This is a genomic window from Pseudomonas sp. 22085 (assembly GCF_052045815.1).
GTDB classification, from domain to species: domain Bacteria; phylum Pseudomonadota; class Gammaproteobacteria; order Pseudomonadales; family Pseudomonadaceae; genus Aquipseudomonas; species Aquipseudomonas glycinae.
On record NZ_JBQEQA010000013.1, the window covers coordinates 172,978 to 189,450 of the forward strand.

14 protein-coding genes are annotated in these 16,473 nt (G+C 61.0%); 3 read left to right on the forward strand and 11 right to left on the reverse strand.

Annotation, left to right across the window (positions count from 1 at the left end):
- Window positions 1-63 precede the first annotated feature (63 nt).
- Complete coding sequence (locus ACTJK7_RS17795; RefSeq protein WP_085748051.1) at window positions 64-267, forward strand: twin transmembrane helix small protein; 204 nt, start codon at window positions 64-66, stop codon at window positions 265-267.
- 76 nt (window positions 268-343) lie between these two features.
- Here the strand turns inward: ACTJK7_RS17795 and ACTJK7_RS17800 are convergent, their stop codons facing one another.
- From ACTJK7_RS17800 to coxB, 4 genes are all read right to left on the reverse strand, one after another.
- The gene (locus ACTJK7_RS17800; RefSeq protein WP_011331798.1) at window positions 344-1,231 is read right to left on the reverse strand and encodes a cytochrome c oxidase subunit 3; all 888 of its coding nucleotides are present in this window, start codon (window positions 1,229-1,231) and stop codon (window positions 344-346) included.
- A gap of 25 nt (window positions 1,232-1,256) precedes the next feature.
- Window positions 1,257-1,808, reverse strand: coding sequence for a cytochrome c oxidase assembly protein (locus tag ACTJK7_RS17805; protein WP_011331799.1), 552 nt, complete (start codon window positions 1,806-1,808; stop codon window positions 1,257-1,259).
- 129 nt (window positions 1,809-1,937) lie between these two features.
- Window positions 1,938-3,530: a cytochrome c oxidase subunit I gene (gene ctaD / locus ACTJK7_RS17810; protein ID WP_007953983.1), complete on the reverse strand. Its 1,593-nt coding sequence runs from the start codon at window positions 3,528-3,530 to the stop codon at window positions 1,938-1,940.
- 82 nt (window positions 3,531-3,612) lie between these two features.
- Window positions 3,613-4,740, reverse strand: a complete 1,128-nt coding sequence (gene coxB / locus ACTJK7_RS17815; protein WP_085653896.1) for a cytochrome c oxidase subunit II — start codon at window positions 4,738-4,740, stop codon at window positions 3,613-3,615.
- A gap of 369 nt (window positions 4,741-5,109) precedes the next feature.
- Between coxB and ACTJK7_RS17820 the strand changes: the two genes are divergently transcribed.
- On the forward strand, window positions 5,110-5,742 hold the full coding sequence (locus ACTJK7_RS17820; protein WP_064379553.1) for a hypothetical protein: 633 nt from the start codon (window positions 5,110-5,112) through the stop codon (window positions 5,740-5,742).
- A 131-nt stretch (window positions 5,743-5,873) separates the two neighbouring features.
- On the opposite strand, the gene ACTJK7_RS17825 is transcribed toward ACTJK7_RS17820, so the two are convergent.
- From ACTJK7_RS17825 to ACTJK7_RS17850, 6 genes are all read right to left on the reverse strand, one after another.
- The gene (locus tag ACTJK7_RS17825; RefSeq protein WP_085653895.1) at window positions 5,874-7,400 is read right to left on the reverse strand and encodes a SulP family inorganic anion transporter; all 1,527 of its coding nucleotides are present in this window, start codon (window positions 7,398-7,400) and stop codon (window positions 5,874-5,876) included.
- Between the two features lie 90 nt (window positions 7,401-7,490).
- Entirely contained in the window at window positions 7,491-8,222 is a 732-nt protein-coding gene (locus tag ACTJK7_RS17830) for a carbonic anhydrase (RefSeq protein ID WP_011331804.1), read from the reverse strand.
- Window positions 8,223-8,459: 237 nt separating this feature from the next.
- Window positions 8,460-9,518 carry a PA0069 family radical SAM protein gene (locus tag ACTJK7_RS17835; protein ID WP_108558935.1) on the reverse strand — a complete coding sequence of 353 codons (1,059 nt, stop codon included), beginning with the start codon at window positions 9,516-9,518 and terminating at the stop codon, window positions 8,460-8,462.
- A gap of 74 nt (window positions 9,519-9,592) precedes the next feature.
- On the reverse strand, window positions 9,593-10,894 hold the full coding sequence (locus ACTJK7_RS17840) for a c-type cytochrome (RefSeq protein ID WP_108558937.1): 1,302 nt from the start codon (window positions 10,892-10,894) through the stop codon (window positions 9,593-9,595).
- A 12-nt stretch (window positions 10,895-10,906) separates the two neighbouring features.
- On the reverse strand, window positions 10,907-12,691 hold the full coding sequence (locus tag ACTJK7_RS17845) for a GMC family oxidoreductase (RefSeq protein WP_064379545.1): 1,785 nt from the start codon (window positions 12,689-12,691) through the stop codon (window positions 10,907-10,909).
- 2 nt (window positions 12,692-12,693) lie between these two features.
- Entirely contained in the window at window positions 12,694-13,440 is a 747-nt protein-coding gene (locus ACTJK7_RS17850) for a gluconate 2-dehydrogenase subunit 3 family protein (protein WP_201819616.1), read from the reverse strand.
- Between the two features lie 297 nt (window positions 13,441-13,737).
- Here ACTJK7_RS17850 and ACTJK7_RS17855 point away from each other — a divergent pair, with 297 nt between their 5' ends.
- A complete protein-coding gene (locus ACTJK7_RS17855) occupies window positions 13,738-14,385 on the forward strand; it encodes a phosphatase domain-containing protein (protein ID WP_085653891.1) in 648 nt (215 codons plus the stop codon).
- On the opposite strand, the gene ACTJK7_RS17860 is transcribed toward ACTJK7_RS17855, so the two are convergent.
- Entirely contained in the window at window positions 14,372-16,414 is a 2,043-nt protein-coding gene (locus ACTJK7_RS17860; RefSeq protein WP_108558940.1) for a M3 family metallopeptidase, read from the reverse strand. The two genes, ACTJK7_RS17855 and ACTJK7_RS17860, sit on opposite strands and share 14 nt — an antisense overlap.
- Between the last annotated feature and the right edge of the window lie 59 nt (window positions 16,415-16,473).

A 16,473-nucleotide genomic window follows, 5' to 3' on the forward strand; every position in this document is an offset into this window, starting at 1 on the left:
AGAAAATCAGTGAGTGCGATCGCTATACTCAATTGCATCGCTAGTTCCCCCGGAGTTCTTCCCATGCTCAAAGCAGCCATCGTCCTGATGCTGATTGCCACGGTGGTCAGCCTGTTCAGCGGCCTGTTTTTCCTGGTCAAGGACGACAGCAGCTCGAATCGCCTGGTGATCGCCTTGAGTGTTCGGGTGGCATTGGCCGCTTGCACCGTCGGCTTGATTGCCTGGGGTTTCTACAGCGGCCAACTGGTGTCCCACGTGCCGTGGTAGCTGCAAGCGCCAAGCTACAAGCTACAAGCCTTACCGTTTTGACTTGAAGCTCGCAGCTCGCGGCTTGCAGCTGCTGTTAAAGCACATAAACGAAGATGAACAAGCCGATCCACACCACATCGACGAAGTGCCAATACCAGCTCGCCGCTTCAAAGCCGAACTGATGTTCGTTGTCGAAGTGGCCCTTCATGATGCGCATCAGCATCACGAACAGAATGATCGTGCCGATGGTCACGTGGGCGCCGTGGAAACCGGTGAGCATGAAGAACGTCGCGCCGTAGATGCCCGAGCCGAGGGTCAGCCCCAGTTCGTGGTAGGCGTGGATGTATTCTTCGGCCTGGAAGCCGAGGAACGCGCAACCCAGCAGCACGGTGATCGCCAGCCACAGTTTCAGCGCGCCGCGATGACCTTTCTTCAGCGCATGGTGGGCGATGGTGATGGTCACGCTGGAGCTCACCAGCAGGATGGTGTTGATCAGCGGCAGGCCCCAGGGGCTGATGACTTCCTTGGGCGGCGGGAACAGTTTCGGATCCGGCGTGTGCAGCAGCGGCCAGGTGAACTGGAAGTTCGGCCAGAGCATGTGGGCGATGCCTTTGGTGCCTTCGCCACCCAGCGCCGGGCCGGAAATGTGTCGCACGTAGAACAGCGCGCCGAAGAAGGCGATGAAGAACATCACCTCGGAGAAGATGAACCAGCTCATGCCCCAGCGGAACGAGCGGTCCAGTTGCGGGCTGTACAACCCCGCGCGGCTTTCCTTGATCACCGTGCCGAACCAGCCGAACAGCATGTACGCCAGCAACAGGCCGCCGACGAAAAAGATCAGCGGGCCGTGGGATTCCGGACGCGCTGCCTTCAGATCGTTGAACCAGGTCGCCAGACCGTACACGGTGACGAACATCCCCACCGTGGCGACGATCGGCCACTTGCTCTGGGCCGGGACGTAATAGTGCTCATGAGTTGCCATTTATTGTTCTCCTTATCGGGCACGCTTAACCGCCAGTGTTTGCAGCCACCGGAGGATGTCGGGCGGTGATATCGAACAGCGTGTAGGACAGCGTCAGGTGCTTCACGTCCTTGGGCATGTCGCGGTCAACGATGAAACGCACCGGCATCTCGATCTGCTGACCGGGCTGCAGCACCTGCTGGGTAAAACAAAAGCATTCGGTCTTGTGGAAATACGCCGCCGCATTGCTCGGCGCGATGCTCGGTACGGCTTGAGCGCTCATCGGTTTGTCGGTGGGGTTGCGCGCGATGAAGATCATCTCGTTCACCGCGCCGGGGTTGGCCGTCAGTTCGTCATGCTTGGGGTAGAAGTCCCAAGGCATGTCGGCGGTGTTGGTCGACAGGAATTGCACCCGCACTTGCCTCGAGGCATCGACGGTCTGCTCGCCCTCGTACTGCCCGGCGGTCTTGCCGTTGATACCGAACGCTTTGCACATCACGTCGTAGATCGGCACCAGGGCAAAGCCGAAGACGAACATCGCCACCACCACACCGAGCAGTCGGGTGACCAGCTTCTTCATCGAAATCGAGTCAGCCATGATCTTTGCCCTCGGCCGAGAACCCTGTGGGAGCTGGCTTGCCAGCCATGCAGCCGACGCGGTGTTTCAGGCAGGCCGCCATCGCGGGCAAGCCTGCTCCCACAGGCGTTTCCACAAGGCAGAAAATGTTCATTTCACTTCCGGCGGCGTGGTGAAGGTGTGATACGGCGCCGGTGACGGCACGCTCCACTCCAGACCTTCGGCACCATCCCACGGTTTGGCCGGAGCCGGCTCGCCGCCACGGATGGTCTTGATCACGATGAACAGGAAGAAGATCTGCGTGGCACCGAACATGAACGCGCCGATCGACGACACCATGTTGAAGTCGGCGAACTGCAGGTTGTAGTCCGGAATTCGCCGGGGCATGCCCGCCAGACCCACGAAGTGCATCGGGAAGAAGGTCAGGTTCATGCCGACGAAGGACAGCCAGAAGTGCAGCTTGCCCAAGGTTTCGTCGTACATGTGGCCGGTCCATTTCGGCAGCCAGTAATAGGCCGACGCGAAGATCCCGAAGATCGCCCCCGGCACCAGCACGTAGTGGAAGTGCGCGACCACGAAGTAGGTGTCCTGGTACTGGAAGTCCGCCGGGGCGATGGCCAGCATCAGTCCGGAGAAACCGCCGATCGAGAACAGGATCACGAACGCCACGGCAAACAGCATCGGCGTCTCGAAGGTCATCGAGCCTTGCCACATGGTGCTGGCCCAGTTGAACACCTTCACCCCGGTCGGCACCGCGATCAGCATCGTCGCGTACATGAAGAACAACTCGCCCACCAGCGGAATGCCCACCACGAACATGTGGTGCGCCCAGACGATGAACGACAGGAACGCGATGCTCGCCGTGGCGTAGACCATCGAGGTGTAGCCGAACAGCGGCTTGCGCGAGAAGGTCGGGATGATCTGGCTGACGGCACCGAAGGCCGGCAGGATCATGATGTACACCTCGGGGTGGCCGAAGAACCAGAACACATGCTGGAACAGCACCGGGTCACCGCCACCGGCGGCACTGAAGAAGCTGGTGCCGAAGTGGATGTCCATCAGCATCATCGTCACGCACCCGGCCAGCACCGGCATCACCGCGATCAGCAGGAACGCGGTGATCAGCCACGTCCAGACGAACAGCGGCATTTTCATCAGGGTCATGCCGGGGGCGCGCAGGTTGAGGATGGTGGCGATCACGTTGATCGCGCCCATGATCGAACTGATCCCCATCAGGTGGATGGCGAAGATGAAGAACGTCACGCTTTCCGGGGCATAGGTGGTGGACAGCGGCGCGTAGAACGTCCAGCCGAAGTTCGGCCCGCCACCGGGGGTGAACAGGGTCGAGACCAGCAGCAGGAACGCCGCCGGCAGCAGCCAGAAGCTGAAGTTGTTCATCCGCGGCAGGGCCATGTCCGGCGCACCGACCATCAACGGGATCATCCAGTTGGCGAGGCCGACGAACGCCGGCATCACCGCACCGAACACCATCACCAGACCATGCATGGTGGTCATCTGGTTGAAGAACGCCGGCTCGACGATCTGCAGGCCGGGCTGGAACAACTCGGCGCGGATCACCATAGCGAACGAGCCGCCGAGCAGGAACATGCAGAACGCAAACCACAGGTACAGCGTGCCGATGTCCTTGTGGTTGGTGGTCAGCACCCAGCGCATCAGGCCTTTGGCGGGGCCGTGGGCGTGGTCGTGGTCGGCATGACCGTGGTCATCGATGACAGCGCTCATGGCCGGTCTCCTTCAAGTGAGTGGACTGGGCAGGTCGGAGCGCATTGCCCCGACCGGTTCACGAAGTACGCAATAGACCGGCTCATTTGCTTTCCGCCTGTTTCAGCTCCAGCACTTCTTTTGGCGTGACCATGTCGCCCTTGTTGTTGCCCCAGGCGTTACGTTCGTAGGTCACGACCGCTGCGATATCGACTTCCGACAGCTGCTTGCCGAACGCCGCCATCGCGGTGCCGGGTTTGCCGTGGAAGACAATGCTCAGGTGCGCCTCTTTCGGGCCGGTGGCGATTTTCGAGCCTTTGAGGGCCGGGAACATCGGCGGCAGGCCCTGGCCTTCAGCCTGGTGACAGGCGACGCAGGTGGTGTGGTAGATCTTGTCGCCACGTTCCTTGAGCTCGTCCAGGGTCCATTCCTTGCTGGTCAGCTCCTTGAGCTGCAACGCTTCGGCCTTGCGCTCGGCGAGCCATTTTTCGTAGTCGGCCTTCTCCTTGACGTCGACCACGATCGGCATGAAGCCGTGGTCCTTGCCGCACAGCTCGGCGCACTGGCCACGGTAGAGGCCGGGCTTGTCGATGCGGGTCCAGGCTTCGTTGACGAACCCGGGGATCGCATCGCGCTTGACCGCGAAGGCCGGCACCCACCAGGAGTGGATCACGTCGGCGGAGGTCACGAGGAAGCGCACCTTGGCCCCGGTCGGCAGCACCAGTGGCTTGTCGACCTCGAGCAGGTAGTGCTCGCCCTTGGCTTCCTTGTTGTGGATCTGCTCGGCGGGGGTGGCCAGGTTGCTGAAGAACTCGACGTCCTGGCCCAGGTATTTGTAGTGCCACTTCCACTGATAACCGGTGATCTGGATATCGATATCCGGCTCACTGGTGTCGTACATCTTGATCAGGGTCGCGGTCGCCGGAACGGCCATCGCCACCAGGATCAGCAGCGGGACGACGGTCCAGAGAATTTCGACGGTGGTGCTTTCGTGGAATTTTGCGGCGACCTGCCCGGTAGAACGGCGGTGCACCATCATCGACCAGAACATGGCGCCGAAGACGATGATCCCGATCACCACACAGATCCAGAAAATGGTCATGTGCAGGTCGAATACTGCGTGACTGATTTCAGTCGCTCCAGGCGCCATATTCACAGTCCAGGCAGCGTGCGCCGGGCTGAAAATCGACCACAACAGGAGGCCCATCCAGACGTGTGGATGTCGCATCATTGCGGGTTCCCCTTATCGTTCTTGTTATCCCGCCGGCTTTCACCAGAGGCAAGGGAGCGGCTGCATCAGACTACGAACTTGAATCGCCGGGCCTTGCTGCGTGGGCAGTCGGGCGTCATCAGCTAACTCCATTCAATGGCGAGTATAGACAGCCGCTGAGAAATGCAATGTGAGGACGTAAATCGTATGAAACAGCTGGCACTTGCGTTCCAGGGCACGAATGGAGAAGGATGCAGACGAGTGTTGGCAAACCGATATAACGCCGGTGCATCAAGGATGAAATAATTATGACAAATGCGTCTTAGCATTTTTCGTAAGCCAGCTAAGTTATGTCTTCCCTATTTCATTGCCTTGTTTCCTGGAGTTTTCATGAACACCGCCGCATTGCGCGAGCAGATCCACATAGCCCGACAACACGAGATTGAGACCGGAAAGCTGACCCGTCAGCTGGAAGCCCAACTGCAACACCTGCACCCGGCGATCCAGTTGCCGGAAACCGACGCCAACGGCGTGCTGACGCGTTTTGTCGCCGCCTACATCGACGAAGTGCCAGACCTGCTGGATGCAGCCAATGAAGTCGCCAGGGAAGCGGGAATCGAATCGCAGATCAAACCGGTGCTGAAAATCGCCGAGCAGTACTTCCTCCAGCCACCCGTGGGCCTGGACAGTCTGCTGGACGAAGCCTATCTGGCGCATCGTTTTGTCGAAGAGGTCAACGACCTTTACATCAAGCATCTCGGCCAGCCACTGATCCCCTTGGACATGACGGTCGCCAATCTGATTGCTCACCAGTTGCTTGGTGAGGAATTTGCCAATCAACTCGACGAAGTGGTGCATCACGCGGTGGACAGCATGCTCGACGACGACAGCTTCGCGCTGGAGTCGGTGGAAGCCTATCGCGAGAAACTCAGCAGCCCGGACACCGGTGCGGCATGGAAGCGCTGGCCGTGCATGAGCCGGCGTCTGGGCGTGGGCCTGGAGCTGGATCAGCCTGCCGCATAACCGGAATATGCCCGGACACCTGTGGGAGCTGGCTTGCCAGCGATAGCGGTGGATCAGTCGAAATCATCAGAGACTGACACTCCGTCATCGCTGGCAAGCCAGCTCCCACAAGGTTTATTTCCAGATGGGGGTTAGCCCGCCGCACCGATCCCGGTCGTGGTGCGGATCCGCCCCTCGAGCCGTCGCTTCAACCCGCGCGACTCGATCAACAGTTTCGCCCCCTTCGCCGCATTCGCCCGGCCCCACTCTTCAAGCAGTTCCAGACACGAATGGTCGATGTAGCTCAGGTTGTTGAGTGGCACATGCACCGTCGTGCCCGGCGGAATGCTGCCCAGCACCTGAGTCAGTGCCGGCACTTTGAGGAACGTTGCCGCGCCCACCAGACGCAACTCCATTTCCCCTTCCTGCGGCAGATCGATCAGGCTGATTTTCAGGCGTGAAGCCTTGAACGCCAGCTTCAACAGGGTCAGGCCGAAACCGATCAGCACCCCGGTCAACAGGTCGGTGAAGATGATCGCCAGCGCCGTGGCGGCGTAGGTGAACATCGGCATCCGGCCATAACGCCCCAGACCACGGAACGCCTTGAGATCCACCAGTTTGAAACCGGTGTAGACCAGAACGCCCGCCAGACTCGCCACCGGAATGCTCTGCAGCAGGCTCGACAGCAACAACACGAACGCCAGCAGCCACAGGCCATGGAAAATCGTCGAGTAGCGTGTGGTGGCGCCGGCCTGGACGTTGGCCGAACTGCGCACGATCACCCCGGTCATCGGCAGCGCGCCGACCAGACCGCAAAGCATGTTGCCGACGCCTTGCGCGGACAGCTCCCGGTCGAAATCCGAACGCGGGCCGCTGTGCATGCGATCCACCGCGGCGGCGGACAGCAGGGTTTCGGCGCTGGCGATGAAGGCCACGGCAAACGCGGCGATCAGCAGCGTCGGGTCGGCCAGGCTGAGCAGATCCGCCGGTTTCAGCCAGTCGATGGCTTCCGCCAGATTCGCCGGCACTTCAACCCGCTTCACTTGCAGCGCCAGCAAAAGGCTGGCACCTGTCGCCAGACCGACACCGAGCAGCGCGCCCGGAATAAAGCGCAGCGAATGCGGGCGGAATTTCTCCCACAACCACATCACCGCGATGGTCGACAGCCCGAGCAACCCGGCCTGCCAGCCAACGGACGGCAACGCCTGCGCCACCGCGCCGGGGAATGCCGTGAGGTTGTCGAGACCAGAGGGTTTCGGTGACGCATCGAGCATCACATGCACCTGTGAGAGCACGATCAGCACGCCGATCCCCGCAAGCATGCCGTACACCACTGCTGGCGCCGTGACCCGGAACCAGCAACCGAGCTTCAGCCGTCCCGCTACCAGTTGCAGGAAACCGGCGAGCAGCAGGATCGGCCCGAGCATTTCGATGCCGTGCTGGCGCACCAGCTCGAACACCAGCACCGCCAGACCCGCCGCCGGCCCGCTGACCTGCAACGGGGAGCCCGCCAGCCAGCCCACCACCAGACCGCCGATGATCCCGGTGATCAGGCCTTTGGCCGGCGGCAGCCCTGAAGCAATGGCAATGCCCATGCACAGCGGCAAAGCGACCAGAAACACAACCACCGAAGCGAGCAACTCCCGTGGCAACACAGCTTTCAATTGAGCCGCACGCATGGCGATTCTCCCGAAGTGTTCTTCAGGCGTGGCAAGGCCTGGCCGCTGAAACAGCGGCCGGCGTCAAACCACACGGATTTTTAGGAGGATTTAGAAGCGCGCTTTGGGCGTCGCCACCGGAATCGGATGGCTGCCGTCGAGCGGCAGGAAGCAACCCTGATCCGCGTCGTAAGCTTTGATTTCGCTGGTTTCGATGTTGTAGACCCAGCCATGGATGAACAGATGACCGTTCGCCATGCGCGAGGCTACCGAAGGATGGGTACGCAAGTGCTGCAGTTGGGCGATGACGTTCTCCTCGGTGAGGATCGGCATGCTTTCTTTTTCGTCGGTGCAGTTGCAGTTGTCATGCACCATGGTTTTCGCGACTTCGGCGTGGCGCAGCCAGGCTTTGACCGTCGGCATTTTTTCCAGGCTGTCCGGGTTGAGCACCGCCCGCATGGCGCCGCAGTCGGAGTGGCCGCAAATGATGATGTGCTGCACGCCGAGGGCCAGGACCGCGTATTCGATGGCGGTGGAAACGCCGCCGTTCATCTGGCCGTAGGGTGGCACGACGTTGCCGACGTTACGGGTCACGAACAGATCGCCGGGCGAACTCTGGGTGATCAGTTCGGGCACGATGCGCGAGTCGGCGCAGGTGATGAACATCGCCCGTGGCGACTGTGCCGTGGCGAGTTTCTTGAAGAGTTCTTCCTGCTGCGGAAAGACCTCATGATGAAAATGCAAAAAGCCGTCAACGATACGCTTCAACGCTGCATCGGCGGATTCCGCCACAGGGGCGGCTTGCGCCGACGCAGCCAACGGCTGTTTATCCTTGTCACTCATGATTCATCCTCATTGGCGGATTCGGGGAGTCGTTCCCGTGTATTCCGGTGTGAAGCCAGTGGCTGTTTAGAACATCCGGGTCATCCCGACCCGTCAGTCACTCGATGAACAAGGTAACCGCCGAAACTTAACTCAAACTGAATCAAGCGCTCTAGAACGTGTGTTCCAGGTCACAAAAAACGTGACCGGGGTAAACCGGTCAAGCATTCCTGCCGCTCAACCATCGGCCAATTGTTCCTAAATCAGCGCCATCTGGCGACCCGGCGGACAGAAGGCCGTGCAATCGAGGTTGAAACCTTCGCGGTGATTGAGCCCCAGGCGTTTCAGCGCTTTGGCGAAGCGCTGGGCAAGCAGGTCGGCAAACGGCCCTTCACCGCGCATTCGCGCGCCAAAGCGACTGTCGTACAGCTCGCCGCCACGGCTCTGGCGGATCAGGCTCAGTACATGGGTGGCGCGCTGCGGGTAGTGCGCCGCCAGCCATTCTTCAAACAGCGGCGCCACCTCCAGCGGCAGGCGCAGCATCATGTAGGCCGCGCTCTGGGCGCCGGCCGCGTGGGCCTCGGTCAGCAGGCTTTCGATTTCGCTGTCGTTGATCATCGGAATCATTGGCGAACACAGCACACCGACCGGAATCCCCGCCTCGCGCATGACCCGGATGGCCCGCAACCGGGCCTTGGGCGCGGCGGCGCGGGGCTCGAGGATGCGTTTGAGCTCGTCGTCGAGGGTGGTCAGGCTGATCATCACCGCCACCAGCCGTTGCTGCGCCAGTTCGGTGAGCAGGTCGAGGTCGCGCAGGATCAGCGAGCCCTTGGTGACGATGGTCACCGGGTGCCGGTAGCGCAGCAGCACTTCCAGGGTCTGGCGGGTGATTTTGTGTTCGCGTTCGATCGGTTGATACGGGTCGGTGTTGGAGCCGAGATTGATCGGCGCGCATTGATAGCCTTTCTTGCCAAGCTGTTCCTCCAGCACCTGGGCGGCATTGGTCTTGGCGATCAGCCTGGTTTCGAAATCCAGCCCCGGCGACATGTCCCAATAGGCGTGGCTGGGCCGTGCATAGCAATAAATGCAGCCATGCTCGCAGCCGCGATAGGGATTGATCGAGCGGTCGAAGGGCAGGTCCGGCGAGGTGTTGCGGGTGATGATGGTCTTAGCCGTCTCGAAACTGACCTCGGTGCCCTGGGTCAATGGCACTTCCTGATACCAGCCGTCGTCCTCGGCCACCGAGCGACTCGGTGCAAAGCGGTTGTGCGGGTTGGTGGCGGTGCCGCGACCGCGCGGAGGAAGAGGGGTGGACATGGCAGCGCCTCGATACTGTGTGCATATACAGTATCGAGGCGCTGTCGATCTGACTAGTGCCGTTGGGCGAACAGTCAGTTGTGCTGTGTCACCTGGCCGAGGTCATCGTTCGAGGTTTGCTTCATATCGTCCTTGCGCAATTCGGCGACATCAGCGGCCTTGACGGGCGCGCCCTTGTTGCCCCAACTGCCACGAATAAAGCTCACGACATCCGCCACTTCCTGATCCGACAGGCGCCAGGCGAAACCGGGCATGGTGAAGGTGGACGGTGCCGTGTGCGTCGCAGGCAGGGTGCCACCCTTGAGCACGATGTGGATCAGCGAAGTCGGGTCGTCCGATTGCAGCACCGGATTGCCTGCCAGCGCCGGGAACACCCGGGTGTAGCCATGGCCGTCAGTGCGGTGGCACGCCGCACAGTTGTCGATGTACACCGACGCACCGCGCTGACTGTCGTCACCGTTCCACAAGGCCTTGGCAGCTTTTTCGTCGTACTGGTGCGGCTGGTCGGCAGGGTCATTGGCCGGCAGCGATTTCAGGTAACGGGCAATCGCGGTCAGGTCGGCGTCGGTCATGTATTGCATGCTGTGGGTGACCACGTCGCTCATGCCACCGAACACCGCACTGCGGTCGCTGCGCCCGGTCTTGAGAAACTGCACCAGTTGTTCTTCGCTCCAGCTGCCGAGACCGTCCTTGTGGTCGCCGCGCAGACTTTTGGCGATCCAGCCTTCCAGCGGTGCACTGCCTGACAGAAAACTGCTGCCTTCGGCCGCGCTCAGGGATTTTTCCTGCATGGTCAGAGCCCGTGGCGTATGGCAGGCGCCGCAATGTCCGAGGCCTTCCACCAGATACGCCCCACGGCTGACGACTGCGTCGTCCGACGCGGGTTTGTAGTCTTCGACCTTCGGCGCGAACAGCCAGCGCCAGCCCATCAGCGGCCAGCGCATGCTCAATGGCCACGGGATGTCGCTGGCCTTGTTCTCTTGCGCCACCGGTTCCACGCCGTGCATGAAGTAGGCGTAGAGCGCCTGCATGTCGGGTTCGCTGACACGGGCGTAGGACGGGTACGGCATCGCCGGGTACAAGGTACTACCGTTTTTGGCGACGCCATGCCGTACGGCCTGGTCGAAGTCCTCGAAGCTGTAGTCACCGACACCGGTTTTATCCGGGGTGATGTTGGTCGAGTAGATCGTGCCGATCGGGGTCTCCATCGGCAGGCCACCGGCGAACGGCTTGCCATCCTTGGCCGTGTGGCAGGCCACACAGTCGCCGGCTCGGGCGAGGTATTCGCCTTGCTTGATCAAGGATTGATCAACTTCGGCGCCATGAACGGCAGCGCTGCCGAGCAGGGCCAGGGTCGCGATAACGAGAGTTTTCATGGTCATCGCTCCTTAAGCCTGAACCAGCGGGCCGGGATTTTTCAGGTACTGCTCGCGGATCGCTTTCGCCGACCAGTAGGTCAGCGCGGCAACCAGGCCGGTGGGGTTGTAGCCCAGGCCTTGCGGGAAGGCCGAGGCGCCCGGGACGAACACGTTGTGCACGTCCCAGCTCTGCAGATAGCGGTTGAGCGCGCTGGTCTTCGGATCGGTGCCCATGATCGCGCCACCGTTGAGGTGGGTGGTCTGGTACGACGCGGTGTTGAAGTGGTCGCCGACTTTCTTGCCGATCACGGCAATGGCTTTCGGGCCCATGGCCTCGGCGATCTTGCCCATTTTCTCGACCATGAAGCGGTTCATCTTGATGTCGTTTTCCTGCCAGTCGAACGTCATCCGCAGCAGCGGCATGCCGTAGGCATCGCGGTACACCGGATCCAGATCGAGGTAGTTGCCACGGTAGGACTGATGCGCGCCGTGGGCGTCCATCGACACCTGGTGGGTGTAGTAATCGGCGGTGGCGCGTTTCCACGCACTGCCCCAGGCCGGGGTGCCCGGCGGGTTGGAGGTGCCGGCGATCGGTCGGCTGCCGGCCTGGTTGACCCACATCGGCGAGCCACCGACGAAACCGTGAGGCCCGTGGTCGAAGTTGTCGGCGTTGAAGTCATCCACTGCCACACCGTTGCCGCCGGCACCGATGAAGTTGTTGGTGTGGGTGTCCTTGTCAAAGAACGCCTTGATGGTGGCCATGTTCTGGTAGGCGAAGTTGCGCCCGACCACACCTTCACCACTGACCGGGTCGTAGGGTTTGCCGATACCGGAGAGCAGCATCAGGCGCACGTTGTGCAACTGGAACGCGCCGAGGATCACCAGATCCGCCGGCTGCTCGATCTCCCGGCCCTGGCCGTCGATGTAGGTGACGCCGGTGGCTTTGGTTTTAGTGCTGTCGAGGTTGACCCGCAGCACATGAGCGTTAGGCCGTAACTCGAAATTCGGCAGTGGCTTTAGCGCCGGCAGAATGTTCACGTTCGGCGACGCCTTGGAATACATGTAGCAAACGTAACCGCTGCAGAAACCGCAGAAGTTGCACGGACCCATCTGCGCGCCGTAGGGGTTGGTGTACGGCCCCGACGTATTCGCGGATGGCAGGTTGTAGGGTTTGTAACCGACTTCGGTAGCCGCTTTGCCGAACAGCTGTGCGGAAACCGTGTTCTTCTGCGCTTGCAGCGGGAACGGATTCGAGCGATCCGGGGCGTACGGGTTGCCGCCCTTACCCTGACCGACCAGTTGGCCTTTCACGGTCCAGGCCTGACCGGAGGTGCCGAAGACTTTTTCGGCGAAATCGAAGAACGGCTCCAGCTCTTCATAGCTGACGCCGAAGTCCTGGATGGTCATGTCCTTGGGGATGAAACTTTTGCCGTAACGCTCTTCGTAGTGGCTGCGCATGCGCAACTCGATCGGGTCGACCCGAAAGTGCACGCCCGACCAGTGCAAACCGGCGCCGCCCACGCCATTGCCCGGCAGGAACGCGCCCAACTGGCGGTTTGGCAGGGCGATGTCGTTGACGCTGTGACGGATGGTGACAGTCTCTTTGGAAATGTCCTGGAAGAGTTTTTTCCGCACGCTGTAGGTGAGTTCGTCGATCACCTGGGGATAGTTGCCGTCAGGGTAGGTGTCCTGCATCGGCCCGCGTTCCAGCGCCAGCACGTTGAGGCCTGCTTCGGTCAGCTCCTTGGCCATGATCGCGCCTGTCCAGCCGAAACCGACGATCACTGCGTCGACCTTCTTCATTACCGTTGCCATGCTCACGCCCTCTCGCCGCGAATCGAAACTGCCGGGAAGGGGTATTGCTCGTTGCGTTCCACCCAATCCATGAAATCGGCGCGGGCGCCGGGGAAGCCGATCATGGTCCAGCCGACCATGCCTTTATTGCCGCCGTGGATCGGGTCGCAGAAGAACCCTTCCTTGGTGTTCTGCAGCAGCAGACTGAAGAAAATCTTCGCCGGAACCGCGTCGAATTGCGGTTTTCCGGCTTCAAGCTGCTTGAGCAGATCGTCTCGGGTAGCGCTGTCTTGCTCGGCAAATGTTTTGCCGTTGATGGATTTTGCCCACTGATCCGTGGCGGCAATGCCGAGGCGATAGATCTCTTTTGGCACCAGTTTGCTCTGCCAGCCCATCTCCGGCGCGGCGTCGGCGTTGAACGGGCCCTGCATGTACCAAAGGGCACCGGCGGCGTACGGCGTGTTCATCTGACGGTCGATGTATTCCGGCACGCCGGCCTCGAGTGCGCCTGGACCCTGCGCATCGTTGGGGATCAATTGCGCGACGGCGGCATTGATGAACGCCCACTCTTCAGCGGTGAAGTAGCTCGGCTGATACGTGCTGGCTTCAACCGTGGCCGATTTTGCCTGGGATGTGGCAGGCGCGCTTTCGGGCGCGGCTTGCAGCACCGTGCTGCCGAGACCGCTGCCGGCCAGAGTCACGACCGGAATCAGGGTCAGGGATTTGCGCAAAAACTCACGCCGCGGGTTGTCTCGATCTTCATCAGACATGGGGGGTGCACCTCATCAGGCATTGATGGTTGTCAGCCGTTTCTGCGAACGGCTCAAGAATTTTCTGTTTGCGACGTGGCCGGAAGGACGGGAACAACGAGGACGCGTCTGCAACATGATGTGACAAATGGTAGCAGGCTAAGCAACGAGATGAACCGATTCAGCCAAAAAAACAGCGTTTTTCGCCAAGTAAACCGGTGTCTTCACGATTCTTTTACAAGCGCCTCACGGGGATTTGACTGCATGGCTCGCAAGCTGAGGCCTTCAATGACAAAACCCACACGGTCGCCGCAAAGCATGTTCCTGACGCGTTTTTCCTCCGCATTCTGTTTGTCGCTGCTTGCCCTGTTCAGCTGTATTCCCGCCCAAGCGGCGGAGGCTCCGGCTGCTGCTCGTCCCACTGAGTGGGCGCAACCGGTCGAGGTGCAATACAACCTGTTCCAGATGTCGCCCACGCTTTACCGCAGTGCACTCCCCGATGACGGTGCAGTGCCGTTGTTGAACAACCTGAAAGTGGCGACGGTTATCAACTTCCTGCCGGAAGCGGATTCCAACTGGCTGAAAGCCCCCGGAATCCATCAGGTGCAATTGCCCTATCGCACCAATCACGTGGACGACAGTGATGTGCTCAAGACCCTGCGTGCCATTCAGTCCGCCGAAGCCGAAGGCCCGGTGCTGATGCACTGCAAGCACGGCTCCGATCGCACCGGCCTGATGGCGGCGATGTACCGGATTGTCGTGCAGGGCTGGAGCAAGGAAGACGCCCTGAACGAAATGACTCAGGGCGGGTTTGGTGAAAGCGGCCACTTCAAGGACGGCGTTCGCTACGTGATGCAGGCTGATGTCGATAAATTGCGCACCGCACTGGCCAATGGCGATTGCAGCACCAGCGCGTTTGCCACGTGCTCGATGAAGAGCTGGTTTCAGACGGTCAATCTGAAGTAACTCCTCCGGCCTCCATTTCAACGAGGCCGGCGACCGGCCGGCCGATGAACGCTTCCACCGCGTCCAGCAATGGACGCCCTGCACCCGGCGCAAAGAAGGTCGCGCGAAACTCGCGGCCGGTTTGCGCGTTGAATACCCAGTCGCGGCTGAAGCGCTTGAACGCTTCCTGGGCCAGCACGCCCGACCAGACGTAGGTGTAAACCGAAGCGTCGTACTGGGTCACCATGTAATCGAAACCATTGGCGAACCGGTGATTGTCCGGCAGTTGCAGATGACCCAGAGTGCGCTGCACGTCGCTGCAAACCTCTTCGACCGAGCGCCCATCACCGTGGGTCAGGTGCAGCTCGAAATCGATCATCGCTCCCATCAGCAACAAGGCCTGTTGTCGACTGGAATGAGCCTGGCTGGCCGACAACGCCGCGTCGATCCGTGCGGTGCTCAAGCGTTCGCCAGTCTGGAAATGCACGCCGAGCCAGCGCAAAAACTCCCGTGACAGACACCACTGCTCGAACAACTGCCCGGAAAACTCCGCCGCTTCATGGCTCAATTGCAGGACACCGGACAGGTTGTAGTGGGGTGAGCGCGTCAGCACATGCTGGAGGCAATGCCCGAACTCATGAAACAGCACCCGCAGATCATCGAGCTCGAGCCGACAGGGATGGGTGTCGGTAGGCCGTGTGAAATTGCTGTAGAGCAGGGCTATCGGCAGCGCCGGGCGACCTTCGGCATTGATGCGGCGGTTGCGCAGTGTGGAGGTGCCGGGGAAATCCGCAGCGTTGTCACGGTGAAACGGCTCAAGGTAAATGTAGCCGATGACCTGCCCATGCTCGCTGACTTGCAGCAGGCGCACATCGTCATGCCAGTGCCCCCCGCCGGACTGCTCGACGATGCGGATCCCGAACATCCGCTCGCAGAACAGACACAGCCTGCGCAGGGTGCCCTCCAGCGGGAAGTAATCCCGCAGGTTTTCCAGCACACCGGGAAACTGTTGTTGGCGCCATTGCTCGGCGAGGAAATCTTCATCCCATGGCTGGACCCGGTCGATCCCGCGTTGTCGGGCAAAGGCAGCCAATTGTTTGGCATCCTGCGCGAGGACAGGTGCCAGCTGCGTCGCCTGACGCTGAAGAAACCCACTGACCCACGCCGTGGTCCCGCCGCTTTCCTTTGCCAGACTCCGTTGCGCGGCGTTTTCATGACCGAGAAAACGGGCTTGTTGCTGGCGCAAGGCTAGCAGCTTGGCCAGCACCGGGCCATTGTCGAAGCGGCCGGCCAGCGGTCCGCGATCGGATGCGCGGGTCGCGTAGGCAATGCAGCATTCCTGGCGCAAGGCTCGGTTTTCGGCGTATTTGAGGATGTGCTGGCAGGTGTTCTGATCCAGGCGGATCAGCCAGCCGTCATGCCCGGCCTGGCGTGCGGCAAGTGCCAGCCGATCTTTCATCGCCGGCGACAGGCCCGCGAGCAGTGCAGCATCGTCGATGTGCTTATTCCAGCTCGCGGCCCAGCGTTCGAGGTTATCCAGAAATACGTACTCCAGCCCACCGATCTCGCGGTTCAACCGCGCCAGTTCCTGTTGCTGGTCAGGGGGAAGCTCAATGCCCGACTGCTTGAATCTTCGCAGAATCCGCGCCAGGGCGCGGGTGCGCGATTCATCGAAACTGCCGGCGATCGAACTCTGCGCCAAACGCTGATAGGTCTCGTACAACGGGCGATTGCGGGCCTTTTCGGAGCGATACTGATTGATTGCCAGATGCGCCTTGGCACTTTCCACTAGCCAGACGGCATCGTCGGACCTGCCCACCGACAGGGTTTCGAGAATCGAGCGGACTTCACTGAGGCGGGCGTCGGCTTCGTCGATGCTCAGGACCAGATCATCCCAGCCGGGAAGATCGGTCTGACTGACTATCACCTGGGCGATGATGCGTCGATTGTCGGTAATGATGCGGTTGACTGCCGGCACGAGATGCTCGGCGCGAATCGCCGGCCAGGGTGGCAGCGTCCAGGGTTGCAGGAGGGGATTGGTGTCGGGCATGGCAGCTTCCTTCGAGGCGTGGCGCAAAAGGCCAGCCTACGAAGCAAGTGCGGGGGACA